This is a genomic window from uncultured Brachyspira sp., assembly GCF_944390845.1.
Lineage (GTDB): Bacteria > Spirochaetota > Brachyspiria > Brachyspirales > Brachyspiraceae > Brachyspira > Brachyspira pulli.
The window spans coordinates 1-23,101 of sequence record NZ_CALXRM010000009.1 but is presented as its reverse complement, the minus strand read 5'-3'; the positions used below and the strand labels follow the sequence as shown (position 1 = coordinate 23,101).

At 23.4% G+C, this 23,101-nt stretch carries 16 protein-coding genes and 2 pseudogenes; 2 read left to right on the top strand and 16 right to left on the bottom strand.

The window, feature by feature from the left end; translation table 11 throughout:
- The first annotated feature begins 10 nt into the window (after window positions 1-10).
- The gene (gene msrA, locus Q0K52_RS03090) at window positions 11-619 is read left to right on the top strand and encodes a peptide-methionine (S)-S-oxide reductase MsrA (RefSeq protein ID WP_297296353.1); all 609 of its coding nucleotides are present in this window, start codon (window positions 11-13) and stop codon (window positions 617-619) included.
- Between the two features lie 82 nt (window positions 620-701).
- On the opposite strand, the gene Q0K52_RS03085 is transcribed toward msrA, so the two are convergent.
- From Q0K52_RS03085 to Q0K52_RS03015, 15 genes and pseudogenes are all read right to left on the bottom strand, one after another.
- Entirely contained in the window at window positions 702-1,598 is an 897-nt protein-coding gene (locus Q0K52_RS03085; protein ID WP_297296351.1) for a metallophosphoesterase, read from the bottom strand.
- 16 nt (window positions 1,599-1,614) lie between these two features.
- Entirely contained in the window at window positions 1,615-3,696 is a 2,082-nt protein-coding gene (locus tag Q0K52_RS03080) for a hypothetical protein (RefSeq protein WP_297296349.1), read from the bottom strand.
- 593 nt (window positions 3,697-4,289) lie between these two features.
- Window positions 4,290-4,676 (bottom strand): copper homeostasis protein, encoded by a 387-nt coding sequence (locus Q0K52_RS03075; protein ID WP_297296347.1) that lies wholly within the window; start codon window positions 4,674-4,676, stop codon window positions 4,290-4,292.
- Window positions 4,677-5,058: 382 nt separating this feature from the next.
- Window positions 5,059-6,528 carry an SPASM domain-containing protein gene (locus Q0K52_RS03070; protein ID WP_297296345.1) on the bottom strand — a complete coding sequence of 490 codons (1,470 nt, stop codon included), beginning with the start codon at window positions 6,526-6,528 and terminating at the stop codon, window positions 5,059-5,061.
- Between the two features lie 259 nt (window positions 6,529-6,787).
- Window positions 6,788-8,296, bottom strand: coding sequence for a glycosyltransferase (locus Q0K52_RS03065; RefSeq protein ID WP_297296342.1), 1,509 nt, complete (start codon window positions 8,294-8,296; stop codon window positions 6,788-6,790).
- A 364-nt stretch (window positions 8,297-8,660) separates the two neighbouring features.
- Window positions 8,661-9,866, bottom strand: a complete 1,206-nt coding sequence (locus tag Q0K52_RS03060; RefSeq protein ID WP_297296340.1) for a glycosyltransferase family 8 protein — start codon at window positions 9,864-9,866, stop codon at window positions 8,661-8,663.
- A gap of 415 nt (window positions 9,867-10,281) precedes the next feature.
- Window positions 10,282-10,673: pseudogene (locus Q0K52_RS03055) on the bottom strand (transposase); the annotation flags it as partial.
- 4 nt (window positions 10,674-10,677) lie between these two features.
- Window positions 10,678-11,886 carry a glycosyltransferase family 8 protein gene (locus Q0K52_RS03050; RefSeq protein ID WP_297296338.1) on the bottom strand — a complete coding sequence of 403 codons (1,209 nt, stop codon included), beginning with the start codon at window positions 11,884-11,886 and terminating at the stop codon, window positions 10,678-10,680.
- Window positions 11,879-12,988 (bottom strand): glycosyltransferase, encoded by a 1,110-nt coding sequence (locus tag Q0K52_RS03045; RefSeq protein WP_297296336.1) that lies wholly within the window; start codon window positions 12,986-12,988, stop codon window positions 11,879-11,881. Before Q0K52_RS03045 ends, Q0K52_RS03050 begins: the two co-directional genes overlap by 8 nt.
- A 109-nt stretch (window positions 12,989-13,097) precedes the next feature.
- A complete protein-coding gene (locus tag Q0K52_RS03040) occupies window positions 13,098-14,465 on the bottom strand; it encodes a glycosyltransferase family 9 protein (RefSeq protein WP_297296335.1) in 1,368 nt (455 codons plus the stop codon).
- A 2,067-nt stretch (window positions 14,466-16,532) separates the two neighbouring features.
- A complete protein-coding gene (locus Q0K52_RS03035) occupies window positions 16,533-17,639 on the bottom strand; it encodes a hypothetical protein (protein ID WP_297296333.1) in 1,107 nt (368 codons plus the stop codon).
- 119 nt (window positions 17,640-17,758) lie between these two features.
- Window positions 17,759-19,291, bottom strand: a complete 1,533-nt coding sequence (lysS, locus tag Q0K52_RS03030) for a lysine--tRNA ligase (protein WP_297296331.1) — start codon at window positions 19,289-19,291, stop codon at window positions 17,759-17,761.
- 105 nt (window positions 19,292-19,396) lie between these two features.
- Window positions 19,397-19,852 (bottom strand): annotated as a pseudogene (locus tag Q0K52_RS03025) (methyl-accepting chemotaxis protein); the annotation flags it as partial.
- On the bottom strand, window positions 19,846-20,193 hold the full coding sequence (locus tag Q0K52_RS03020; protein WP_297296329.1) for a hypothetical protein: 348 nt from the start codon (window positions 20,191-20,193) through the stop codon (window positions 19,846-19,848). The gene Q0K52_RS03020 and the pseudogene Q0K52_RS03025, both read right to left, overlap by 7 nt.
- 204 nt (window positions 20,194-20,397) lie before the next feature.
- Window positions 20,398-22,011, bottom strand: a complete 1,614-nt coding sequence (locus Q0K52_RS03015; RefSeq protein ID WP_297296327.1) for a peptide ABC transporter substrate-binding protein — start codon at window positions 22,009-22,011, stop codon at window positions 20,398-20,400.
- Between the two features lie 263 nt (window positions 22,012-22,274).
- On the opposite strand from Q0K52_RS03015, the gene Q0K52_RS03010 reads away from it, so the two are divergent.
- Window positions 22,275-22,733 (top strand): hypothetical protein, encoded by a 459-nt coding sequence (locus Q0K52_RS03010; protein WP_297296325.1) that lies wholly within the window; start codon window positions 22,275-22,277, stop codon window positions 22,731-22,733.
- 62 nt (window positions 22,734-22,795) lie between these two features.
- On the opposite strand, the gene Q0K52_RS03005 is transcribed toward Q0K52_RS03010, so the two are convergent.
- Window positions 22,796-23,101, bottom strand: a 306-nt coding sequence (locus tag Q0K52_RS03005; RefSeq protein ID WP_297296323.1) for a hypothetical protein, incomplete at its 5' end; no start/stop codon positions are given.

Sequence of the window (23,101 nt, the reverse complement as noted above, 5' to 3'; positions counted from 1 at the left end):
GTTCAAATATATGATAAAAAAAATTACAATAGCAGTACTGTCTTTATTATCAATAATATCTTGTTCTGAAAAACTCAATAGTCAAAATATTAATAATAAGGACGATAAAATGGAGCAAAATACAGCTATGCCAGAAAATATAAAATATGCCTATTTTTCATCAGGCTGTTTTTGGGGAACAGAGTATTGGTTTGAAAAATCTAAAGGCGTTATTTCAGTTGTAAGCGGATATGCTGGAGGACATAAAATAAACCCTACATATTATGAAGTATGTACTGGTCTTACTGGTCATTTAGAAACAGTTAGAGTAGCTTATGATCCTGAAAAAACTACTTATGAAGAATTAGTAAAACTATTCTTTGAAACTCATGATTTCACTCAAAAAAACGGTCAAGGTCCTGATATAGGTTCTCAATATTTATCTGCCATTTTCTATCAAACTCAAGAAGAAAAAGAAATAGCAGAAAAATATGTTAGTATGTTAAGAGATAGAAATTACGATGTGGCAACAACAATAAGAGAATATAAGAATTTTTATGAAGCTGAAGATTATCATCAAGATTATTATGCTAAAAAAGGTTCTATGCCTTATTGTCATTTCTATACAAAACTATTTTAATTTAATTAGAATTTTATATTCATAAAAAATAAAAGAGGTTTAAAAGTATAAAACTTATAAGCCTCTTTTTTTATTTGATTATTTAAGATTTACTTTTAAACGTTATAATTACAACTTCCGGATAAGCAAATAATCTTAAAGGAAATAAAACAGCTCCTATTCCAGAAGTAACATACACTTTCATATTGCCATAATTCATAAGTCCGTAAATTGCAGCAAACAAAGGATATTCTCTATTTTTATTTAAACCTTCCCATACCCACATAGGAAGAAAACTTATTTGAAGTCCATGAGTATGTCCTGAGAAAAAGAAATCTATAGACTTAGAATATCCGCCGTCTTTAGCTCTCTTTAAAGGTATATTAGGTTCATGAGATAAAAGTATATGGAAATATTCCGGTTTAACATTGCTAACTGCAATATCAAACCTAACATTATCAGTTAAAAAATCACCTACCCCGCCTATAGATATATATTCATTGCTTTCATTAGTGATATATAAAAGTTTATTATCCATAACCTTAAAACCATTAAAATATAAAGCATTAGAAACATCTTTTGTGCTTTCCCAATTATCATGATTTCCTAAAACTGCATACTTACCATACTTAGCTTCTAATCCTTTTATTCCATTATTAAATTTATCTGTATTTCCTTTATCATAATGACTAAATTTATGAGGTGCACTATATATATAATCTCCTCCAAATAATATCATATCTGGTTTTTCATTCATTATCATAGATGACATTTTTTTAATCTGACTTTCAGGTATATAAAGTCCTGCATGCATATCAGCTGCCACAGCAACTTTCATATTATCAAAACTTTTAGGCAAATCTTCAAATTCTAAAGTTATATATCTTACTCTTATAGAATGTGCAGTTATATACATATATAAATTAAAAAATACAAAAAATATAACAACTGCTAAAAATATTATTTTATTCCTTTTAGATATCTTTTGCAAAAATTTCATTCTCAAATCCTTAAAATTATTCAGCATTACAATTAGTTATCAAAACAGACAATACAGAAGACAATGCTACTATTATCATCACAAACAATAAGAAACTAAAAATAAAAGGCCAAAATATTATTATTAATATAGCCGAAATTATAATTGATGATAACAAACATATTATAAATGATGAGTTAACAAGTTTTCTATCAGATATATGTGAAAACTTTAATAATCTTCTATAAAAAATTGATAATAAAGATGATATTAATAGCGCCAATGATAATGCTAAAATTACTATAAATACAAAAATAATATTTTTTAATGAATAATTATAATTTGTATAATATTCTTCATTAAAATTGATAATATTCAAATTATAATTTTCTACAAAAGAACTATTATTTAAATATGAATAAATATCTTTATTATCAGAAAACACTAATATACTTTCATTATATGGAGACTTATCACCTTCTTTTAAATAGATGAAATTAGACATTGAAGTAATATCTCCTATAATATCATAATTTTTATCTTTGAAATCATATATTCCGCTTACATAAAAATAAGAAGTTTCAAGCCAACCTCTTGAAGCCTTAGCAATCAATGATAATGCATCACCTACTTTAATATTTAAATAAGCTGCCAAATCTTTACCTATAAGAATTTCTTTTTTTGGAGTTTCAAACATTTCACCTTCAACTATTATATTAGAAACTACCATACCATTTTCTAATATATTTTTTTCATAAGTATAAACTCTTGATCCTATACTTCCAGTTCTTATTACAACACCTACAGGAAAAGTTAATACTCTTTCAACATCGGCATATTGATCATAAGATTCAATATCTTTATACAAAATATTAATTAAATTATCATTGCTTGATGATAAAGATCCATTAAACAAAAATGTATTTTCTGATGTATTATTCTTAACTATTCTAACAATATTTTCTACATTATCATTATTAGCTTCTTTGTTTATAAAGCCAAAAAAAGATGAATATAATACTAAAGTAATAACCACATAAGTAAATACTATACCGCACATCATAAGTATATTTTTATTTCTAATAGGCTTTAATTCTTCTTCTCCACCCTCTATGAACATCCATTCTAAAATAGAATATTTAATATTAGCTAATATAACAGTTAATAAATTTATAACCAAAATTATAATATAAAGAAAATTAAATGTAACTTCTAATTTTAATAAAAACTTTGTAATTAAAATATCTATAACAAATGATATTAAAAATCCAATAAAAGAAAATAATAATTTAGATTTAATAAATTGCTTATAATTAGAAATATTATAAGAGTTTATAAACATGTAAATAGAAAATAATACAAATAAGTACGTCAAAATTATATATATATGAATCTTTTTATTATTTTTATTTGCATTATAATCCTCACCTATAATATCCTCCTTTGAATATATCCTAAAATCATCTCCAAATATATTTTTTATATCATTATCATAAAATAATAAATCTTCTTCGCTTATATTTTGTTTAATATACATTTCTGTAGCACAATTCTCTAAGCCTACAAAAGAATTCAAATTATCAATATCTATTAAAGCATAATTATAATCTAATTTTTCAGACACTTCTATAATAGTATATTCTTCTGCATTATAATGTCCTGTTTTTGTAATAGCCTTTAATATTATTGTATCATTAGTGTTAACATCTAAAACAGAAGCTATCGATTTACTTATTATTATAGAATTATTTGCATCAAAATTATCTAATGTGGAATCTTTTAAAATATTAAAAACTTCTTCATCATTTTTTATATCAATACCATTTATAACTATTTCTTCCTCACCCAAATGTGATATTAAACTAGCTCTGTATTTTAATCTTGATGTAATATATTTTGATTTCAATAATTCTTTTGTCTTTTGTTCTTTTTCTTTATAGCCATCTATATAATATCCATCTAATGCATAATCTCTTAAATCTTTATAATTAATGTTCATTATATTAATAGTACTTAATGATGTATTAGGATCACTATTATTGAAATAATTCATGATTAATAATGCAATTAAGGTTACAACAAACGATATAATACAAACTAATATATTACTTTTTTTCATAAACTCACTATACCCTGAAATTATATATTTTGTTATGATTATATGTTAATAAGTATTTTTGTAAATACTAAATATTATTTTTTGATATATACTGAAAATTTTTAAGTTTGTCAATTTTTTCTTGTTCTTTTTCCCGCCGCACGCCTACCTAAAGGTACTCCCTTCGGTCGCAGGCGGACAGCGTCAAAGAACCTATATCCTCGATAAACTTGGATACGCTACGCGAAAGTGCAAGTATAAAATTAGTACTAAATCATACTAAAATTGTTTTACATGTAATATAGGTTATTAATTTAAGCTAAAATATAGTCCTTCGCGAAGCGTATCCGAGCTTGTTGAGGATATAAGCTTCTTTGTGCCACCACCAAGTAGGTGCCTAATCGGCAAAAGAAGTGGGGTGTTACGAAGTACGCAGAGCGGTGGGCAAAGCCCTGCAGATATTTAAAATTCAAAAAAACTATTTATGACAAAATATAGTTGTTTAGGTATATATGATTTTTATTGATAGAAATATTATAAAATATTAATGCAAATAAAAAATGCCGGATATAAAATTAATTATCTCCGACATTTTTCAATTATATGATTATAAATTAGAACAATGAAGTAGTTCTATTAGTATCAAAGCCTATAATTTTTGTTACTATTAAATATGTAGCTGTAGTTCCTTCTTCCATACCAGGTCTTTCCTCTAAATAACCTTCAACTTTCAAGTTAACTTTAGTAGGTTCAGCGAAATTAAAGCTAGTAAATTCTCTTTCAAGATTTAAATATTCGCCTTCTGTAGCAACTTGGAAATTACTTGAAGTAGCATAATCTGTAAATACTGCAGAATCAGCAAAATATACAAAATCTCCTTCAAAAGTTTTTGAAGTCTGCTTTCCATCAGTTGCTGCTGCATTTTTAGCATCATCAGTTTTCTGACCGCCGCAAGAAATCAACAATACAAATGCAATTAGTAGTAAATAGACCTTTTTCATTTTTTATCCTTTTTATATATTATTATTGTACAAATTGTAGTACGAAATATAAAACAATAATAAAAAAAATAGTAATAATTTTTTGTAAAAAAAATTTATAATTTAACAAAAAAAGGAATACTTACAACTAAGTATTCCTTAAAAAATCATATTTTTATAAAAATATTAAACTACACTAATTTTTTATTTGATGAAAAATTATATCTCTAATATTAAATATATTTAAGAATAATATTATCATTCTATCAATACCTATGATAAATATATTTCAAATATAAAATAATAACACATAATTTATTCTTTGCTTTTAACTATTCATAAAAAACATTCAACTAAAAATAAACAAAACTTAATTATTTATAAATGTTTAAAAAACAGTTTATTATTTGCTATTAGTTAACATTTTAAGACGGCTATCCGTATTAAAAATACAATGTTCACAAGGACCATGCTTAACCGTATCTGAATATAAATATTTTCTCATATTCACAAATTTTTCACTGGTAAATATTTCAAATAAATTATTATCATGAATATCACCGAGTATATAAGGCTTATGTATTTCTAAATCGCTTCTCATATTACAGCAAGGCATTACTAAACCATTATAATCTATATATAAATCAGTAATAGGAAAAAAACAGCCATAATCTCTAATATTTTCTTTTCTAATATGAGAGCTATTAATACTTCCGCCTCTGTCACTTCCTATTTCTTCAAAATTTCTTGCTTTATAAATAAAATATAAATCATAATAATCAAATTTTATCGTATATTCTTTGTTATTATAAAAAAGTATATTATATTCTAAACCCAATTTTTTAGCTCTTTTCTCCATAGCTGGTTTTATTATATTCTCTACATCAAATTGATTATTTTCTTTAGAATAGTAAGACATTATGATGGTATTTATCCCTGCTTTTCTCAATTCATATAAATAATCTCTATTTAAATAATCTCCATTAGTAAAAATTTGTAAATCAGCATAAGGTAAAGCTTCCCTAGCTTGCTTTACTCTCTTTAAAATAAGTTCTCTATTAGCAAGAGGCTCATTAAATCTATGAAAACTAACCTTATTAGAATAATTAATTTCTTTTAAATCATTAATGATTTTTAAATATAATTCTTCTTCAAGCTCTATATTATTTGTATGCCTATCTACTATTGAATTAGGACAAAACCAACATGTTCTGTTACAATATGAAGCAATCTCTATTTCTATCAAATAAAGATTTTTTTCTAATATTTCTTTTTGTTTATTTAAATCTTTTTCAATACTAAAAAGTTCTACTGTTCTATTAAGAACAATAGCTGGTAAATTATTTATTATCTTTTTGTTATTTTCTATAGTTTTATTTTTATCCTCTATAGCTTTGTTTTTATCAGATATGATTTTATCTTTATCTTCTATAGTTTTGTTTTTATCAGATATGATTTTATTTTTATCCTCTATAACTCTTTTTCTATCTTCTATAACTCGATTTTTATCTTCTATAACTCTTTTTCTATCTTCTATAGCTCTGTTTTTATCTTCTATAGCTCTGTTTTTATCTTCTATAGCTCGATTTTTATCTTCTATAACTCTTTTTCTATCTTCTATAGCTCTGTTTTTATCCTCTATAACTCGATTTTTATCAGATATTATCTTATCTTTGTTTTCTATTGCTTTATTCTTATCAGATATGATTTTATCTTTATCTTCTATAACTTTGTTTTTATCAGATATAATTTTATCTTTGTTTTCTATAATCTTATTAATTGATTCTTTTAATTCATTTCTTAAAAAATCTCTTTTTTTTCTAAAAGGTATCCACCATAATATTTTATTGATTATTTCATCTATATTGTTCATAATATATCCTTAATAAATATTTTGCAATAAAAAAACCTATACTGCTTTTTTATTATGCAGCATAGGTTGTAATTTTTAAGTTTATGTATTATTATAGAGGAATGTATAAGTTTTTCTGGTCTGGTCTGGTCTGGTCTGGTCTGGTCTGGTCTGGTCTGGTCTGGTCTGGTCTTATTTTAAATTTGATCATAAAATTATACTCCGATAGAAAAGTTATTATATATAATACTTATTTGACAATCTTATCATAAAATAATTTTCACGGCAAGATTTCATTGTTAATTTTATTTGTTAATAAATTACCATAATAATTTACAACATTATTCAATTGTACATCATTAAGATTTTGTTTCACATTTACTTGCCATAAATTTATATAATATTCATATCCCAATTCAACAGGCCTATTAATATTATCTTTTACCACATTAATTTTAGTACCATTCAAAACTGCCATAGCCCAAAACCAAATATCATCTGCTTTAGGACATAATTCCATAAATAAATTTTCATCAAATATATCTTTATATAATAATTTTGATTTATATAATACACCTCCAATACCAGTAGGAAAGTTGATAAAAGATGGAGTTGTATTTGTACTTTCAATACACTGAATCCATTTATTATATGTTAAAATATGATTGTTTTCATCAAATTGCATTTTGTGTGCTCTATGACAATGAATATAATTTGGATTTTCTAGATAAGCATTATATAATTTTTCAAGCCAATTATATTCATAATAGGCATCATCGTCAGCTGTTACTATAACATCATCTGGATATTTTTCTAATGCATAAATTAGTTTTTTATATTGCCTTATATTCTTACAAAACTCTATTTCTATTCCAAATTTTGTCATACTAAGTACATGGCTAGGAATATCATCTTCTAAATTAGGAAACTCTTCTTGTCCAAGCCACAATATTATCTTATCTGGCTTTATAGTTTGATTTAACAGCGAAAAAAGGACAACATCTATATCATATATTCTTTGAGGAAAACTAGTTAAACTTACTATTAATCTTTCTTTTCTCTTTTCTTCAATAATTTTTTTATTACTTAATGATAATATTTGCATCCTGGCCTTATTTCTTAAATCCAAAAGAGAAATCTCTTTCTTCAGCTTTGGTAATTCTTTACTTGTATTTGATACTTGATTATTTATTATTTCTATTTTTTTATTTAATTGTTCATAATATATTTTTTTATCCTCTATAACTTTGTTTTTATCCTCTATAACTTTGTTTTTATCCTCTATAACTTTGTTTTTATTTTCTATAACTCGATTTTTATCTTCTATAACTCTTTTTCTATCTTCTATAGCTCTGTTTTTATCCTCTATAACTCGATTTTTATCTTCTATAACTTTTTTTATATCCTCTATAACTCGATTTTTATCTTCTATAACTCTTTTTCTATCTTCTATAGCTCTATTTTTATCTTCTATAGCCCTATTTTTATCTTCTATAACTCTATTTTTATCTTCTATAACTCTTTTTCTATCTTCTATAACTCTATTCTTATCTTCTATCGCTTTATTTTTATCAGATATAATTTTATCTTTATCTTCTATAGCTTTATTTTTATCAGATATGATTTTATCTTTATCTTCTATAGCTTTATTTTTATCAGATATAATTTTATCTTTGTTTTCTATAATCTTATTAATTGATTCTTTTAATTCATTTCTTAAAAAATCTCTTTTTTTTCTAAAAGGTATCCACCATAATATTTTATTGATTATTTCATCTATATTATTCATAATATATCCTTATAAATATTAAAAAGATAAATAGAGTAATCTAAGGACTTTATGCGACAAATTATATATAATTTATAATTATTTTCAAGTTTTTATATATTAGGTTGCTATTTTGACAAAACAAATGCGGTAAGATAATAATATAATATTTTTTATATAATAGATAGTATATTTATTATACAAAAATATTTACTACAATAAATATGCAAATAAACTTATTTTTACTACTTTATTAGTTATATAAATTTTATAATATTTAAATTAATAAAATATCAATTAAAATAAAATTATTTACATAGTAATAATAAATTTTATAAAGAATATTTAAATTAATATAAACATAAAAAAACACATATTTTATTTTTTACATAATCTTAAATTTATTTTTAAAATTATCACGCCATTTTCTTATAGGTATCCACCATGCTATTTTATTAATACTTTTCTCATTTACTTTAAAAGTCAACTTAATACCAAAAAAATACACAAAGATATGATGTTCATCGTTATAAATGCCAAAAAGTTTTATCCAATTTTGATTATAGGATAACTCTTTTCTTAATAGTGATTTTTCCTTATTAATCTTTACTAATTCATTATGCAATTTATTAATTCTATCATCTATCTGACTAATTTTAGTATCTATTTTATTGATTTGTTCATTAATTTTAGTTATTTCTTTATTTAAATTATCAGTTACTTCATTATTATTTTGTTTTACTATAGTCAAAAATGAATCCATAGGATTATTTTTAAACCAATTTGTATATTGGTAATAATGCCAAAAATAATCGTAATATTTATTATATGATATTGTATTTTTATCCCAAGGCTTTTTATATGTTATATGCAATATATTTATATCATCATCTAATAAATCATATTCGTAAAAATCATTTATTGCTTTTCTATCAAAATAATTGTCATTGGTAATCATATAATTATATTTATGAGGAAGAAATTTTACTTTTTCATTAAAAACATAATTAAAAGCATCCTGATCCATAAAACCTTTTTTTTGTGCTAATTTATAGTCAAGTAATTTTTCGGATGCATTTTCTTCTCTTAATTTTTTTGTATTAAGCAATAAAACTCCGCTATTAAAATAATATTCCGTCCCCAATCTTAAATGATGTTTTCTCAATTGAATAGCAATAAAATCTTTTATAACTCCAGCATAAAAATTACTAATGTCTGTTGTAAATAGTTCTGAAAGATCTTTCAGTATAATTATATCTGAATCTAAATATAATACTTTATCTAAATTAGGAAATATATTTGATATATCAAATTTAAATAAAGCAGCAGAACTTACATGACCACTATTTATAATATCTTTATATTTGTTATCATTAACAATAATATCTATGGTGATAAAGTTGTTATTATTATTTTTGGCAAAATTCTCAAGTATATTTTTATTCTCGTTTTCTACCTCTGCTAATAAAACATAAATATGGTACTTAGTATCTGTATTTTTATTCATTATCATTGAAGTTATTGCTACACAAGTAGGCATAATATAATGATCATCAGATATAAATACTATATTGATAACATCATTATTCATTATTAATTTTACTCCTCACTAATTTTGTTATAATTCAATAATCATATATAATTCTATTATACTTTTTTAATTTAATAATTGACTTAGCAAAATGACTAAAAAATAATTTTTTACTAAATTATATATGATTTCTAATTGTTTTTCAACTCGTGGATTATTAAGCATAAATTAACATTCTTTCATTTTGTTATAATTCAATAATCATATATAATTCTATTATACTTTTTTAATTTAATAATTGACTTAGCAAAATGACTAAAAAATAATTTTTTACTAAATTATATATGATTTCTAATTGTTTTTCAACTCGTGGATTATTAAGCATAAATTAACATTCTTTCATTTTGTTATAATTCAATAATCATATATAATTCTATTATACTTTTTTAATTTAATAATTGACTTAGCAAAATGACTAAAAAATAATTTTTGTTAAATTATATATGATTGCTAATTGTTTTTCAACTTGTGGATTATTAAGTACAAAAGAACATTTTTTAATAAATGAAAATGTTCTTTTGGTATTCCATTAAATTTACGCAAATGTCTTTTTGCTTGATTCCAAAAATTCTCTATACCATTAATATGATTCTTTTCTTGAGCAAATTTCTCACTATGATTAATTCTAAAGTACTTAAATTCAGAAACATCTAAAACATCACAACTATAATAATAATCTGAATAAACAATACTATCAGGATGTACTTTTCGCCTTATAATTGGTATCAAAGTACTTGTTTTTGTATTATTTATCATTTTTACATATACTTTTCCGCCTCTTTTTAGTAATCCGAAAACTGGTATTTTATTTTTAAATATTTTTAAATTTATTTCTAAAATTATCACGCCATTTTCTTATAGGTATCCACCATGCTATTTTATTAATACTTTTCTCATTTACTTTAAAAGTCAACTTAATACCAAAAAAATACACAAAGATATGATGTTCATCGTTATAAATGCCAAAAAGTTTTATCCAATTTTGATTATAGGATAACTCTTTTCTTAATAGTGATTTTTCCTTATTAATCTTTACTAATTCATTATGCAATTTATTAATTCTATCATCTATCTGACTAATTTTAGTATCTATTTTATTGATTTGTTCATTAATTTTAGTTATTTCTTTATTTAAATTATCAGTTACTTCATTATTATTTTGTTTTACTATAGTCAAAAATGAATCCATAGGATTATTTTTAAACCAATTTGTATATTGGTAATAATGCCAAAAATAATCGTAATATTTATTATATGATATTGTATTTTTATCCCAAGGCTTTTTATATGTTATATGCAATATATTTATATCATCATCTAATAAATCATATTCGTAAAAATCATTTATTGCTTTTCTATCAAAATAATTGTCATTGGTAATCATATAATTATATTTATGAGGAAGAAATTTTACTTTTTCATTAAAAACATAATTAAAAGCATCCTGATCCATAAAACCTTTTTTTTGTGCTAATTTATAGTCAAGTAATTTTTCGGATGCATTTTCTTCTCTTAATTTTTTTGTATTAAGCAATAAAACTCCGCTATTAAAATAATATTCCGTCCCCAATCTTAAATGATGTTTTCTCAATTGAATAGCAATAAAATCTTTTATAACTCCAGCATAAAAATTACTAATGTCTGTTGTAAATAGTTCTGAAAGATCTTTCAGTATAATTATATCTGAATCTAAATATAATACTTTATCTAAATTAGGAAATATATTTGCTATATCGAATTTAAATAAAGCAGCAGAACTCACATGACCACTATTCATAATATTTTTATATTTATTATCATTAATAATAATAATATCTATACTGACAAAGCTATCATTATTATTTTGGGCAAAATTCTCAAGTATATTTTTATTCTCGTTTTCTACCTCTGCTAATAAAATATAAATATTGTACTTAGTATCTTTATTTTTATTCATTATAATTGAAGTTATTGCCACACAAGTAGGCATAATATAATGATCATCAGATATAAATACTATATTGATAACATTATTATTCATTATTAATTTTACTCCTTAATAAATCACCATAATAATTTAACACATTATTTAATTGTACATCATTAAAATTTTGCTTAACATTTACTTGCCATAATTTGACATAATGCTCATAATTTAATTCTGTAATTCTTCTAATATTATCTTTTACTACATTAATTTTAGTACCATTTAAAACCGCCATAGCCCAGCACCAAATATCATCTGCTTTAGGACATAATTCCATAAATAATTTATCATTAAAAATATCTTTATATAATAATTCTAATTTATATAATGCTCCCCCTACATTTGTTATAAAATTATCAAAAGAAATATTTGCATTACTGCTCTCTAAACATTGTGTCCATTTATTGTATGGTAAAACATTACCATTTTCATCAAATTCAATTTTATGAACTCTATGACAATGAATATAATTTGGATTTTCTAAATAAGCATTATATAATTTTTCTAGCCAATTATATTCATAATATACATCATCATCTGCTACAACTATTAAATCATTAGGGTATTTCTTTAATGAATGAATTATTTTATTATAAGAATATAAATTATTACAGAACTCTATCTCTATGCCAAACTTTTGCATATTAAGTATATAAGGAGGAATATCTTTCTCTAAATTTGGAAATTCTTCTCTTGAAAGCCATAATATTATTTTATCAGGTTTCACTGTTTGATTTAGTAATGAAAATAAAACTACATCTATATCGTATATTCTTTGAGGGAAAGTGGTTAAACTTACTATTAATTTTTCTTTTCTAATCTCTTTTATAATTTGTTCATCACCAAGTGATAACATCTGCATTCTAGCTTTATTTCTCAATTCCAAAAAGAAAATTTCTTTTTTTAGTGCTGTAAATTTAGTATTCAAATCCTTGTTAAGAGTATTTACTTGAGTATTTATACTATCAATTTTTTTATTTAGTTGTTCATAATTTTTATTTTTTTCTTCTATAGCTTTATTTTTCTCCTCTATAGCTTTATTCTTTTCTTTTATGATATCGTTAATTAACTGATTTAATTCATTTCTTAAAAGATCTCTCTTTTTTCTAAAAGGTACATACCATACAATTTTATTGATTATTTCTTCAATACACATAATATCTCCTTAATAAAATTTAACAATAAAAAAACCTATACTGCATTTTTTTATGCAATATAGGTTGTAATTTTTCAGCTTTTGAATTATGATAAAATAAAGTATAGATTTACATATTATGGTCTGGTCTGGTCTGGTCTGGTCTGGTCTGGTCTGGTCTGGTCTGGTCTGGTCTGGTCTGGTCTTTCTTTAAGTATTTACTATGTTTTTCATCTATTAAATTACATATACTTTCTGATGTTATAGTATTTAAATAATCATGATTATAAAAATATTCTATATCTTTTTTATTAAGAGCACCTTCAGGTAAAGGTGTTGAAACTATTTTATTTTTTTTATATTTTTCTGGATAATTTGTAAATCTTATATAATTTCCTCCTGATGATATTACTATTATATTATTACTAACTGTCATAGCAATATGATATCCTCCAGAATCATTAGTTACAACTATTTTTGATTTATTAAATATAAAAAACAATTTATGCAAATGATATTTTCCACATATTGATATTATATGTTTTTTATCACCTATAATTTTTAATGCTAATTCTTCATCTTTTTCAGATCCTACTATATAAGATATAATGTTGTATTTATAATATAAATGATCAGCCACATCTGAAAAGTTATTAGGATCCCATTGTCTATTTATGTCGGTAGCACTTGGAAAAATTATTGCATATTTTTGATTAAAATCAAAATTTATACTATTAAAATAATCATTATTTAATTCTATAGATAAACTATCTATTTCTATATTATTGTTATTTAATAACTCTTTAAAAAAATCCATATTTCGGTATAGCTCAAATTTATCATTTTCATCTGGATATATAAATTTTGTATATGTATTAACATCACTAACTCTTTGTCTTTTACTTAAACCTAGTAATCCTCCATAAGTACCTATTTTTTCTTTTGAGTTTATTAAATTAATTGTTTTATCAGCATTTATACTTCTTAAATAATAATATGAAATCAATATATCATAATTAATATTTTGAAAAAAATCAATTAATTGTTTATAATAATTATTATCTTTAATTTTTCCGTTAAAACAAATATACTCATCAATATATTCTTTATCGAAAAATAAAAATATGTCTTCAATCCTATAAGTACCAATAAAAGTTAATTTATCATTTTTAAAATAATTTCTAATATATTTAAAGAAAGGTTTTAAAAACAGATAATCTCCTATACCAGCATCAAAATAAATGGCAATATTCTTAACATATTCTTTTTTATCAGTTATGTTAATTACTTTAAAGGTAGAGTTTTTTTCTTCTATTTGCTTATAGCTTTCTATAATTTTATTCTTTTCTTCGATAGCTTTATTTTTTTCTGCTATGGCTCTGTTTTTTTCTTTTATGAGATTATTAACTAATTGATTTAATTCATTTCTCAAGAGATCTCTTTTTTTTCTAAAAGGTACATACCATACAATTTTATTGATTATTTCTTCAATATTCATAATACATCCTTAATAAAATTTTATTCATATAAAAACATACATAACATTTATGCTACAATCATAGATTTCAATTTTCAGTATAAAAATTATAACAATATTGCATATATTTTTTTATTTTATATAAAAAACACAATTTATATATTTGTATACATAAAACTATTGACTTATTACTTAATAGCTATATGATTAACACATAAATAAAAATATTAATTTTGTAATATTATAACACATTTAATAAAAAATAAAAAATAAAAAAATTATTTTTATAGATTTTTTTCATAAAAAATAGACAAAACAAACATTTTATATGTATAAATAGTATTATATTAATATATATAGTTATATATATTATTAAATAACTATATATTAATATTTACAAATAAAAAACTATATAATAATACTTTATATACTATAATTTTTATTTTTATATTAATTATTAATCATATTCAATATTTTTTCAAAAATATAACTACATATTAATCATATATAACTTCATAAACTATTTCTATATCTAGTAGTAAGTATTATGTAATTTTAGAACTAATTTACATATATTAAAATAATAGTATTTTATCAAAATTAATTATTTTAAATATTTGAATAGAGTTGATTTACAAAAAATACTATATTTTTAAGAAAACATAAAAGAAGAATCAAAAAACATCATTTTTTATAAAAATAAAAGTTTTGTGATATATTAAAAACATATCCAAGTTAATGATAGTAATATTTTATGTTATAAAAAACAACAATTTATATTCATAATAAATTAAAAAAATATAATTGTTTATATATGAATATTTATAATAAAATATTATATATTTAATTATCTTTTACATGATATTTTTGTTCCAAATAAGTATGTATTTTTTTATCTTATAAATTGTATATAGAAAATAATGCAAATTTTTTTATTGATTAAAAATTGATTTATTTTAGCATCCAAATTATTTATTTTATTTTTCATGCCATCAATATATCAAATAATTATTTTTGTAACATATATTTTTTCATAAGTATTATTATTCTTTATTAATAGATATGTTTATAATATTATATTTTTGATAACTAGCCTTGTAATAATCTTTTTCTTATTCTTTTATTTCCAGAACTTTTTACATTCTATTTTTTCAGAAAAATTATGCACATAATTTTATATACTTACCTAATCATTTCATTAATAATAAAAAATCTATTATACACATCTCTCCACAAACAATGGTATATATAAAATAGTACCTATTCGATTTTTTAGAATATACCTAAACAACTATATTTTGTCATAAATAATTTTTTTAAATTTTAAATATCTGCTGGGCTTTGCCCACCGCTCTGTGTACTTCGTAGCATCCCAGTTCTTTTACTGGTATAAAAGAACCAAAACAACTGCATTTTTAATCCAAATATAGGATATATCCTATATTTAATAAGTATTTTTCAAATATAAAGTTCCAGCAATTGCATTTTTTGCTACTTTTTTGTGCTACAAAAAAGTAGATAACATTTATATAAAGTGTATCAGTTGACAAACTTAAGAATTTTCAGTATATTCTATGAAATCTTTTTTTTCTATACTGATTTTTTTAAGTTTGGCAACTGATACACTATATATCGTTAGTAACTTTTTCACCACAACTTCATCAAAGTTACTGACTACGGCACTCAGAACACAAAAGTCAATTACTAGAACTTTATATCAAAAAAATATATAATATTAGATATAAGATATAAGATACAACCTAAATATAGACTACACTAAAAGGTAAACTTAGTTAAATGCAGTTCTTTCACATAACAAATATGAGTTGTTAGATTCTTGATTCTTCTATGCCAATATTACAGTACTTTCTTAGGTTATAAAAAACTGTGGGGGTGTGACGAAGTAGGTATAGCTATAAGGCTATTTCCAACAAATAATAAAAATAAGAAAATAATTCCTGACACAATATGGTTGTTTAGCTATATACTAGAGATAATTTTTTTAGATTTAATTTTACATATCTATATAAAGAATCCTCTCTAACTGTATAATATATATACTTTTATATCTTCCATAAATAAATCCTATTATATATTTATTTTATTTTTCAATTTGTCCCCATAATAGTCAAAAACATTATTTAATTGTACATCATTAAAATTTTGAAGTTTATTCACATGCCACAATTTAACATAATAATCATAGCCAACTTCAATAATCTTATTAATATTATCTTTAACTACATGAATTTTTGTACCATTTAAAACGGCCATGGCCCAACACCAAATATCATCTGCTTTAGGACATAACTCCATAAATAATTTATCGTTAAAAACATCTTTATATAAAAATTCTAATTTATATAATGCTCCACCAACATTTGTTATAAAATTAGAAAAAGAAATATTAGTATTGCCACTTTCTACACATTCAATCCATTTAGTATATGGTAAAATATTTCCATCTTCATCAAATTGAATTTTATGTGCTCTATGACAATGAATATAATTTGGATTTTCTAAATAAGCATTATATAATTTTTCAAGCCAATTATATTCATAATATACATCATCATCTGCTACTACTATTAAATCATTAGGATATTTTTTTAATGAATGAATTATTTTATTATATGAGTATAGATTATTACAAAACTCTATATCTATACCAAATTTTTTCATATTAAGTATGTGAACAGGAATATCTTTTTCTAAATTTGGAAATTCTTCTCTTGAAAGCCATAATATTATTTTATCCGGTTTTACAGTTTGATTTAATAATGAAAATAAAACTATATCTATATCATATATTCTTTGAGGAAAGGTTGTTAAACTTACTATTAATTTTTCTTTTCTAGTCTCTTTTATAATTTGCTCATCACCTAATGACAATATCTGCATTCTAGCTTTGTTTCTTAATTCTAATAAAGAAATTTCTTTTCTTAAAGACAAAAATCTATTATTTAAATCTTTGTTAAAAGCATATATTTTACCATTTATATCATCAATTTTTTTATTTAGTTGTTCATAATTTTTCTTTTTTTCTTCTATAGCTTTGTTTTTTTCTTCTATAGCTTTATTCTTTTCTTTTATGATATCGTTAATTAACTGATTTAATTCATTTCTTAAAAGATCTCTCTTTTTTCTAAAAGGTACATACCATACAATTTTATTGATTATTTCTTCAATTTTCATGAAAACTCCAAAATACTAAAAATAATTACATTTTATATAATAACATATATTATATAAAATGTAAAATACCACCTTAACAAATTATATCATATTATAACGATATTTATAATAAAAACTTATTATTCAATTTTTCTCATCTGAGGGAAAAGAATAGTATCTCTAATGCTAGGAACATTCAAGAATAACATAGCCATTCTATCAATACCTATACCAAGACCGCCTGTAGGAGGAAGTCCATATTCCAAAGCATTAATATAATCTAAATCCATATCCATAGTCTCATCTTCGCCGCGTGCTTTAGCTTTTAATTGTTCCTCAAAACGTTCTTTTTGGTCTATTGGGTCATTAAGCTCACTGAATCCGTTTGACATTTCCATTCCGCCTATAAATAATTCATATCTTTCTGTAATGTCTGGATTATCAGGATAAGATTTTGAAAGAGGCGAAACTGATTTAGGATAATTAATAACAAATGTAGGCTGTATTAATTTTTCTTCTACTTTTTCCTCAAATACTGCAACCATTACTTCCCATTTAGTAGGTTTAGTTTTTGAAGTATCTATTTCTACACCTATTGACTTAGCTTTTTCTAATGCTTCATCATCTGACTGTATAGCATTAAAATCCAATCCTGAATGCTCTTTTACTAAATCTACCATAGGAACTCTAGCAAAAGGAGGTTCAAAATTAATTTCATAATCTTTATACTGAGAAGTATATTTTCCGTTTAATTTGAAGCATACTTTTGAGAATACTTCTTCAACTAATTCCATAACCTTGTGGAAATTAGCATAAGCCATATATGCTTCCATCATAGTAAACTCTGGATTATGTCTTGTAGATATACCTTCATTGCGGAAATTCCTATTAAGTTCAAATACTTTATCAAAACCGCCTACTACAAGCCTTTTCAAATAAAGCTCTGGTGCTATTCTTAAATATAAAGTCATATCCAAAGTATTATGATGAGTAACAAAAGGTTTAGCCTTAGCACCTCCAATTAAAGGGTGCATCATAGGTGTTTCTACTTCCAAGAAATTATTATCAATCATTACTTGTCTTATAGCAGAAACCATTTTAGATCTTTTAATAAATGCTTCTTTTACATCATCATTCATTATTAAATCAACATATCTTTGTCTATAACGCATTTCTGTATCAGTTAAACCATGGAATTTTTCCGGCAATGGATTAAGTGATTTTGTTAATAATTTTAATTCATTTGCATATATAGTTATTTCACCTGTTTTAGTTTTAAATACAGTACCTTTAACTCCAACTATATCGCCTATATCTATTAACTTTTTAAACACTGTATTATAAAATTCATCGCCTACTTTATCTTTTTGTATATAAGCCTGAATTGTGCCTGCTGAATCTTTTATAGTTAAAAATGAAGATTTACCCATTACCCTATAAAGCATAATTCTTCCGGCAACAGCAACTTCTGTTTCATTCTTCTCTAATTCTTCAAATTTATCTGCTATATCTTTTGATTTATAAGTTACATCATAACTGTTTGGAAATGGGTTAATTCCCATAGCTCTTAATGTGTTTAATTTTTCTTTTCTGTTTTCTTTTTCTGCATTTTTTTCTACACTTACATTTTTTTCATTTTGTGTATTTTCAGAATTATTTTGATTTTCTGACATTAAATTATCCCTCTTAAATTATTTGTTATTTGTAATGAAATAACATTAAAAATGTTCTATAAATATATATTAAAAATAAAAAAAATTCTATAAAAAAATAGAATATTAATTAGCTTTTAGTTTAAAATAATCTATAGCTGTTTTTAAACCGTTAGCTTCATTTAATAGAGTTTCTGAAGTTGCTGTTGTCTGCTCAACTAAAGCGGCATTATGCTGTAAAGAAGCCTCCATATTATTTATAGCCATATTTATTTGTTCAACTCCTGACTGCTGTTCCTGAGCTGATGTATTTATTTGATCCATAAGCTGAGATACTGTATCCATTTTATTTGATAATTCAACAAATATTTCCTGCGACTCTTTAACACTCTCAGCAGCCAAATGTATTTTTTCATTACTATCTGTTATTAATTCTGTAATATTTTTTACCGAATCTTGAGTATTTTGTGCTAAATTTCTTACTTCACTGGCTACAACGGCAAATCCGCGTCCTTGCTCACCAGCACGTGCTGCCTCTACAGAAGCATTCAAAGCCAATATATTAGTTTGGAAAGCTATACCGTTTTTTCCAATATTAGAGCAACTCCAGTCATACTTTCAGGCATATTTAAAATATAATAATCTATAAGTTCAGCATAGGAATTTCTGTTTCTTATGCCAACATTATATAAATCGCTTACTGAAGAAGATAATGTCTTTAAATAATTATATTCTGTTTTTAATACATTTTCTGCATTAGCGGCCTGTGCTTCTACACTTTGTTTTAAATAGATTAAAGCCTGAGTTTCCAGCTCATCATTTACTACCATTATGTTGATTAAACTTGATATTATCATCATAATAAGAAGAGGCAGCAATATTACAGCACTAATTTTAAATTGTAATCCTAAATTTTTAAACATTATGGTTCCTTAAATTAATATATTATTAAATATTTATAATGGTTTTTTATTCGAATAAAAAATAAATAATTTGGCAAAAAATATCTTTTATTTACAGCAGCTTAATAAAATTCAATATTTCTATAATAAAGATTATTAAACTACTGTAAAATAAAAAATAATAACTGGATTTGACACTAAATAGTACAAAATAATATTTAAATATTATTCCATATAAGCATAACTGAATCTATGTTTTCCTAAACTGTCAAATACAACATTTTTTAATTTAGTATTTATCAATATAGGAGTAGTATAATAATATAAAGGTATAATAACATCATTATCCATTAATATTTTTTCAGCCTTATGCATAGCGTCCATTCTGATATTTTGATCTATAGTACCCATAGCAGTTTGAAGAAGTCCGTCATATTCTTTATTAGTAAATAAAGCATGGTTTTGAGGACTGTAACTTAAGAACATACCTAAGAAAGTCATAGGATCATTATAATCGCCTGTCCAACCGCTTCTTCCTACAACATAATTCTTATCAGTATATAAAGTTTGTAAAAATACAGCCCATTCCTGCTGACTTACTGTACTATCAACATTTAAATGCTCTTTCCACATTTGCTGTACTGCCTCAAAAGTAGGAATTTGTACATTAGAATCAACTATAAATTGAAGTACAGGAAAACCATCGCCATTAGTATATCCTGCTTCAGCCATTAATTTTTTAGCTTCTTCAACATTCTTTTGATAATCTTCAGGCTTAACACTAATATAATCTCCGCCTACTTCTCTAAAATCACCATTAACATCAGATGCTCCATAAGGAACAAAAGCACCAGATGGAACTCCTGTTTTTACAACATTATCTACTATATAATTTCTATCTATAACAAGAGATAATGCTTTTCTCACTTTTGGATCTTTCAATACTTCATTAGTATGATTAAGTGCATAATAATAAGTACCAAATAAATTAACAAATTGAAGTAATCCTTCAGATTTTAAAGCATCAATATCTTGAAAAGGTACTCTGTCAGAAAGATGTAAAGAACCTTCTTTTATTCCTGCTACTGATGCTGTAGGATTATCCATTAAAACAAAAGTAATTTTTTCCGGTACTAAACTAGCATAATCCCAATAATTAGTATTTTTTACCATTACTATATTATCATCAATATTGCGTTCTATCATTACATAGGAACCATTTCCTATATAACTTTCTGGGCTCATAGTCCAAGTGTCGCCGTATTTTTCTATAATATCTTGTCTAATTGGGTAGAATGTAGGAAAAGCTGTTAATTCCAAGAAATAAGCTGTAGGTTTCTCTAAAGTCACTTCTAAAGTATAATCATCAATAGCCTTTATTCCTAAAGTATCCAATTCCATTTTGCTTGCATTTATAGCCATAGCATTTTTTACAGGCTCAAACTGATAACTATATTCGCTTGCAGTTTTAGGATCAACTGCTCTTTTCCAAGCATATATAAAATCTTTAGATGTTACTGGAGTACCGTCAGACCATTTTCCATTAGTTCTTAAATGGAATGTATAAGTAAGTCCGTCTTCACTTATATCCCAACTTTCTGCTGCACCGCCTATTAACTTACCTTCTTTATTTTTTGTAGTAAGTCCTTCAAATGCATGAATTATATATACAGAAGCATCTGAAGCTATATTTAATGTTGGGTCTATTGTTTTTGGTTCAGGCCCTACATTTATAAATAACTCATTAGAATTATCAGAACCTTTATTCTGTGAAGAACAAGAAATAAAGATTAAGCTGATTAATAATAATGTAGAAATTAAATAAAAAATCTTTTTCATAAATTAATCCCTTTATTTCAATAGTATTTATCGCAGAGTAATATATACTACATATAGTAAAAAATCAATTAATTATTATATATTTTTTTATATTTTTTAGTTTCATTAATTATAAAAATATATTAATATATAATGAAGATATTTAAATTTATTTAATTACTTTTTGTTATTATCAGTAACTTTAATAATATATAAAACGATTATTAGGTAATACAATTTTTAATTTAAATATTTTATAAAAATACATTTTGAAAATTAAATATATGAATAGTAAATACCAAATAATAAAACATAAAATAACACTTTTCATTATAGCATTGATGTTTCTATTTGCATCTTTCATGATAGTTTTCATTCATATAAAATTCACATACAATAATACAAATATAATAAAAATATATGCTGATGTAAAAAATATTGAATACTATGAATACGGCACTATCAAAAAAAGAAAATTTGCTAATGTAGTGTATAGTTTCAATTACAGCAATGAAAATATAATTTTAACAAATTCTTATATGAAAGAATTAGATACTAACTTCAATATTAATTCAAAAGTTATGATACTTTATGATATAGAAACTAACACAATAATTAATGAACCAAATAAATATACTTTAATATTAGCATTTATATTTATAGTATTTGCTGTAATGATAATCATATTTGCTTTAAAATTAAAACAAAATAATATATACGTATCTCCAAAATTAAATAAGTAAAAATATACTTCTATTTGATAAAACTATAATTTGTTAATATATACCTAAACAACTATATTTTGTCAATTTTTACTTTTTTGTAAATGTAATTTTTGTTTATTAATAGTATAAAATATTATTAAGTTTTGTTTGAAATGTGAAGTAAAAACAAGATTTGTGTTAAAAATGCAGTCTTTTTGGTTCTTTGTGTCAATACCACAGGCACTCCTTTCAGTCGCAAAAGAACTGGGGGTGTGGGGGCTAGTCCCCACAAATAACCTAAATTTAAAATTGTATTTTTTGACAAACTCTAAAATTTTTGGTATATACTGAAAATTTTTAAGTTTGTCAATTTTTTTAATATATTGTATAATAATAATATGGATTTT

What these genes read in the sequence shown, in the direction of transcription:
- Q0K52_RS03080 (WP_297296349.1), bottom strand. Translation starts at nt 3,696, where the DNA reads ATGAAAAAAAGTAATATATTAGTTTGTATTATATCGTTTGTTGTAACC.
- msrA (WP_297296353.1), top strand. Translation starts at nt 11, where the DNA reads ATGATAAAAAAAATTACAATAGCAGTACTGTCTTTATTATCAATAATA.
- Q0K52_RS03070 (WP_297296345.1), bottom strand. Translation starts at nt 6,528, where the DNA reads ATGAACAATATAGATGAAATAATCAATAAAATATTATGGTGGATACCT.
- lysS (WP_297296331.1), bottom strand. Translation starts at nt 19,291, where the DNA reads ATGTCAGAAAATCAAAATAATTCTGAAAATACACAAAATGAAAAAAAT.
- Q0K52_RS03060 (WP_297296340.1), bottom strand. Translation starts at nt 9,866, where the DNA reads ATGAATAATGATGTTATCAATATAGTATTTATATCTGATGATCATTAT.
- Q0K52_RS03085 (WP_297296351.1), bottom strand. Translation starts at nt 1,598, where the DNA reads ATGAAATTTTTGCAAAAGATATCTAAAAGGAATAAAATAATATTTTTA.
- Q0K52_RS03035 (WP_297296333.1), bottom strand. Translation starts at nt 17,639, where the DNA reads ATGAAAATTGAAGAAATAATCAATAAAATTGTATGGTATGTACCTTTT.
- Q0K52_RS03015 (WP_297296327.1), bottom strand. Translation starts at nt 22,011, where the DNA reads ATGAAAAAGATTTTTTATTTAATTTCTACATTATTATTAATCAGCTTA.
- Q0K52_RS03020 (WP_297296329.1), bottom strand. Translation starts at nt 20,193, where the DNA reads ATGTTTAAAAATTTAGGATTACAATTTAAAATTAGTGCTGTAATATTG.
- Q0K52_RS03050 (WP_297296338.1), bottom strand. Translation starts at nt 11,886, where the DNA reads ATGAATAATAATGTTATCAATATAGTATTTATATCTGATGATCATTAT.
- Q0K52_RS03075 (WP_297296347.1), bottom strand. Translation starts at nt 4,676, where the DNA reads ATGAAAAAGGTCTATTTACTACTAATTGCATTTGTATTGTTGATTTCT.
- Q0K52_RS03045 (WP_297296336.1), bottom strand. Translation starts at nt 12,988, where the DNA reads ATGTGTATTGAAGAAATAATCAATAAAATTGTATGGTATGTACCTTTT.
- Q0K52_RS03010 (WP_297296325.1), top strand. Translation starts at nt 22,275, where the DNA reads ATGAATAGTAAATACCAAATAATAAAACATAAAATAACACTTTTCATT.
- Q0K52_RS03040 (WP_297296335.1), bottom strand. Translation starts at nt 14,465, where the DNA reads ATGAATATTGAAGAAATAATCAATAAAATTGTATGGTATGTACCTTTT.
- Q0K52_RS03065 (WP_297296342.1), bottom strand. Translation starts at nt 8,296, where the DNA reads ATGAATAATATAGATGAAATAATCAATAAAATATTATGGTGGATACCT.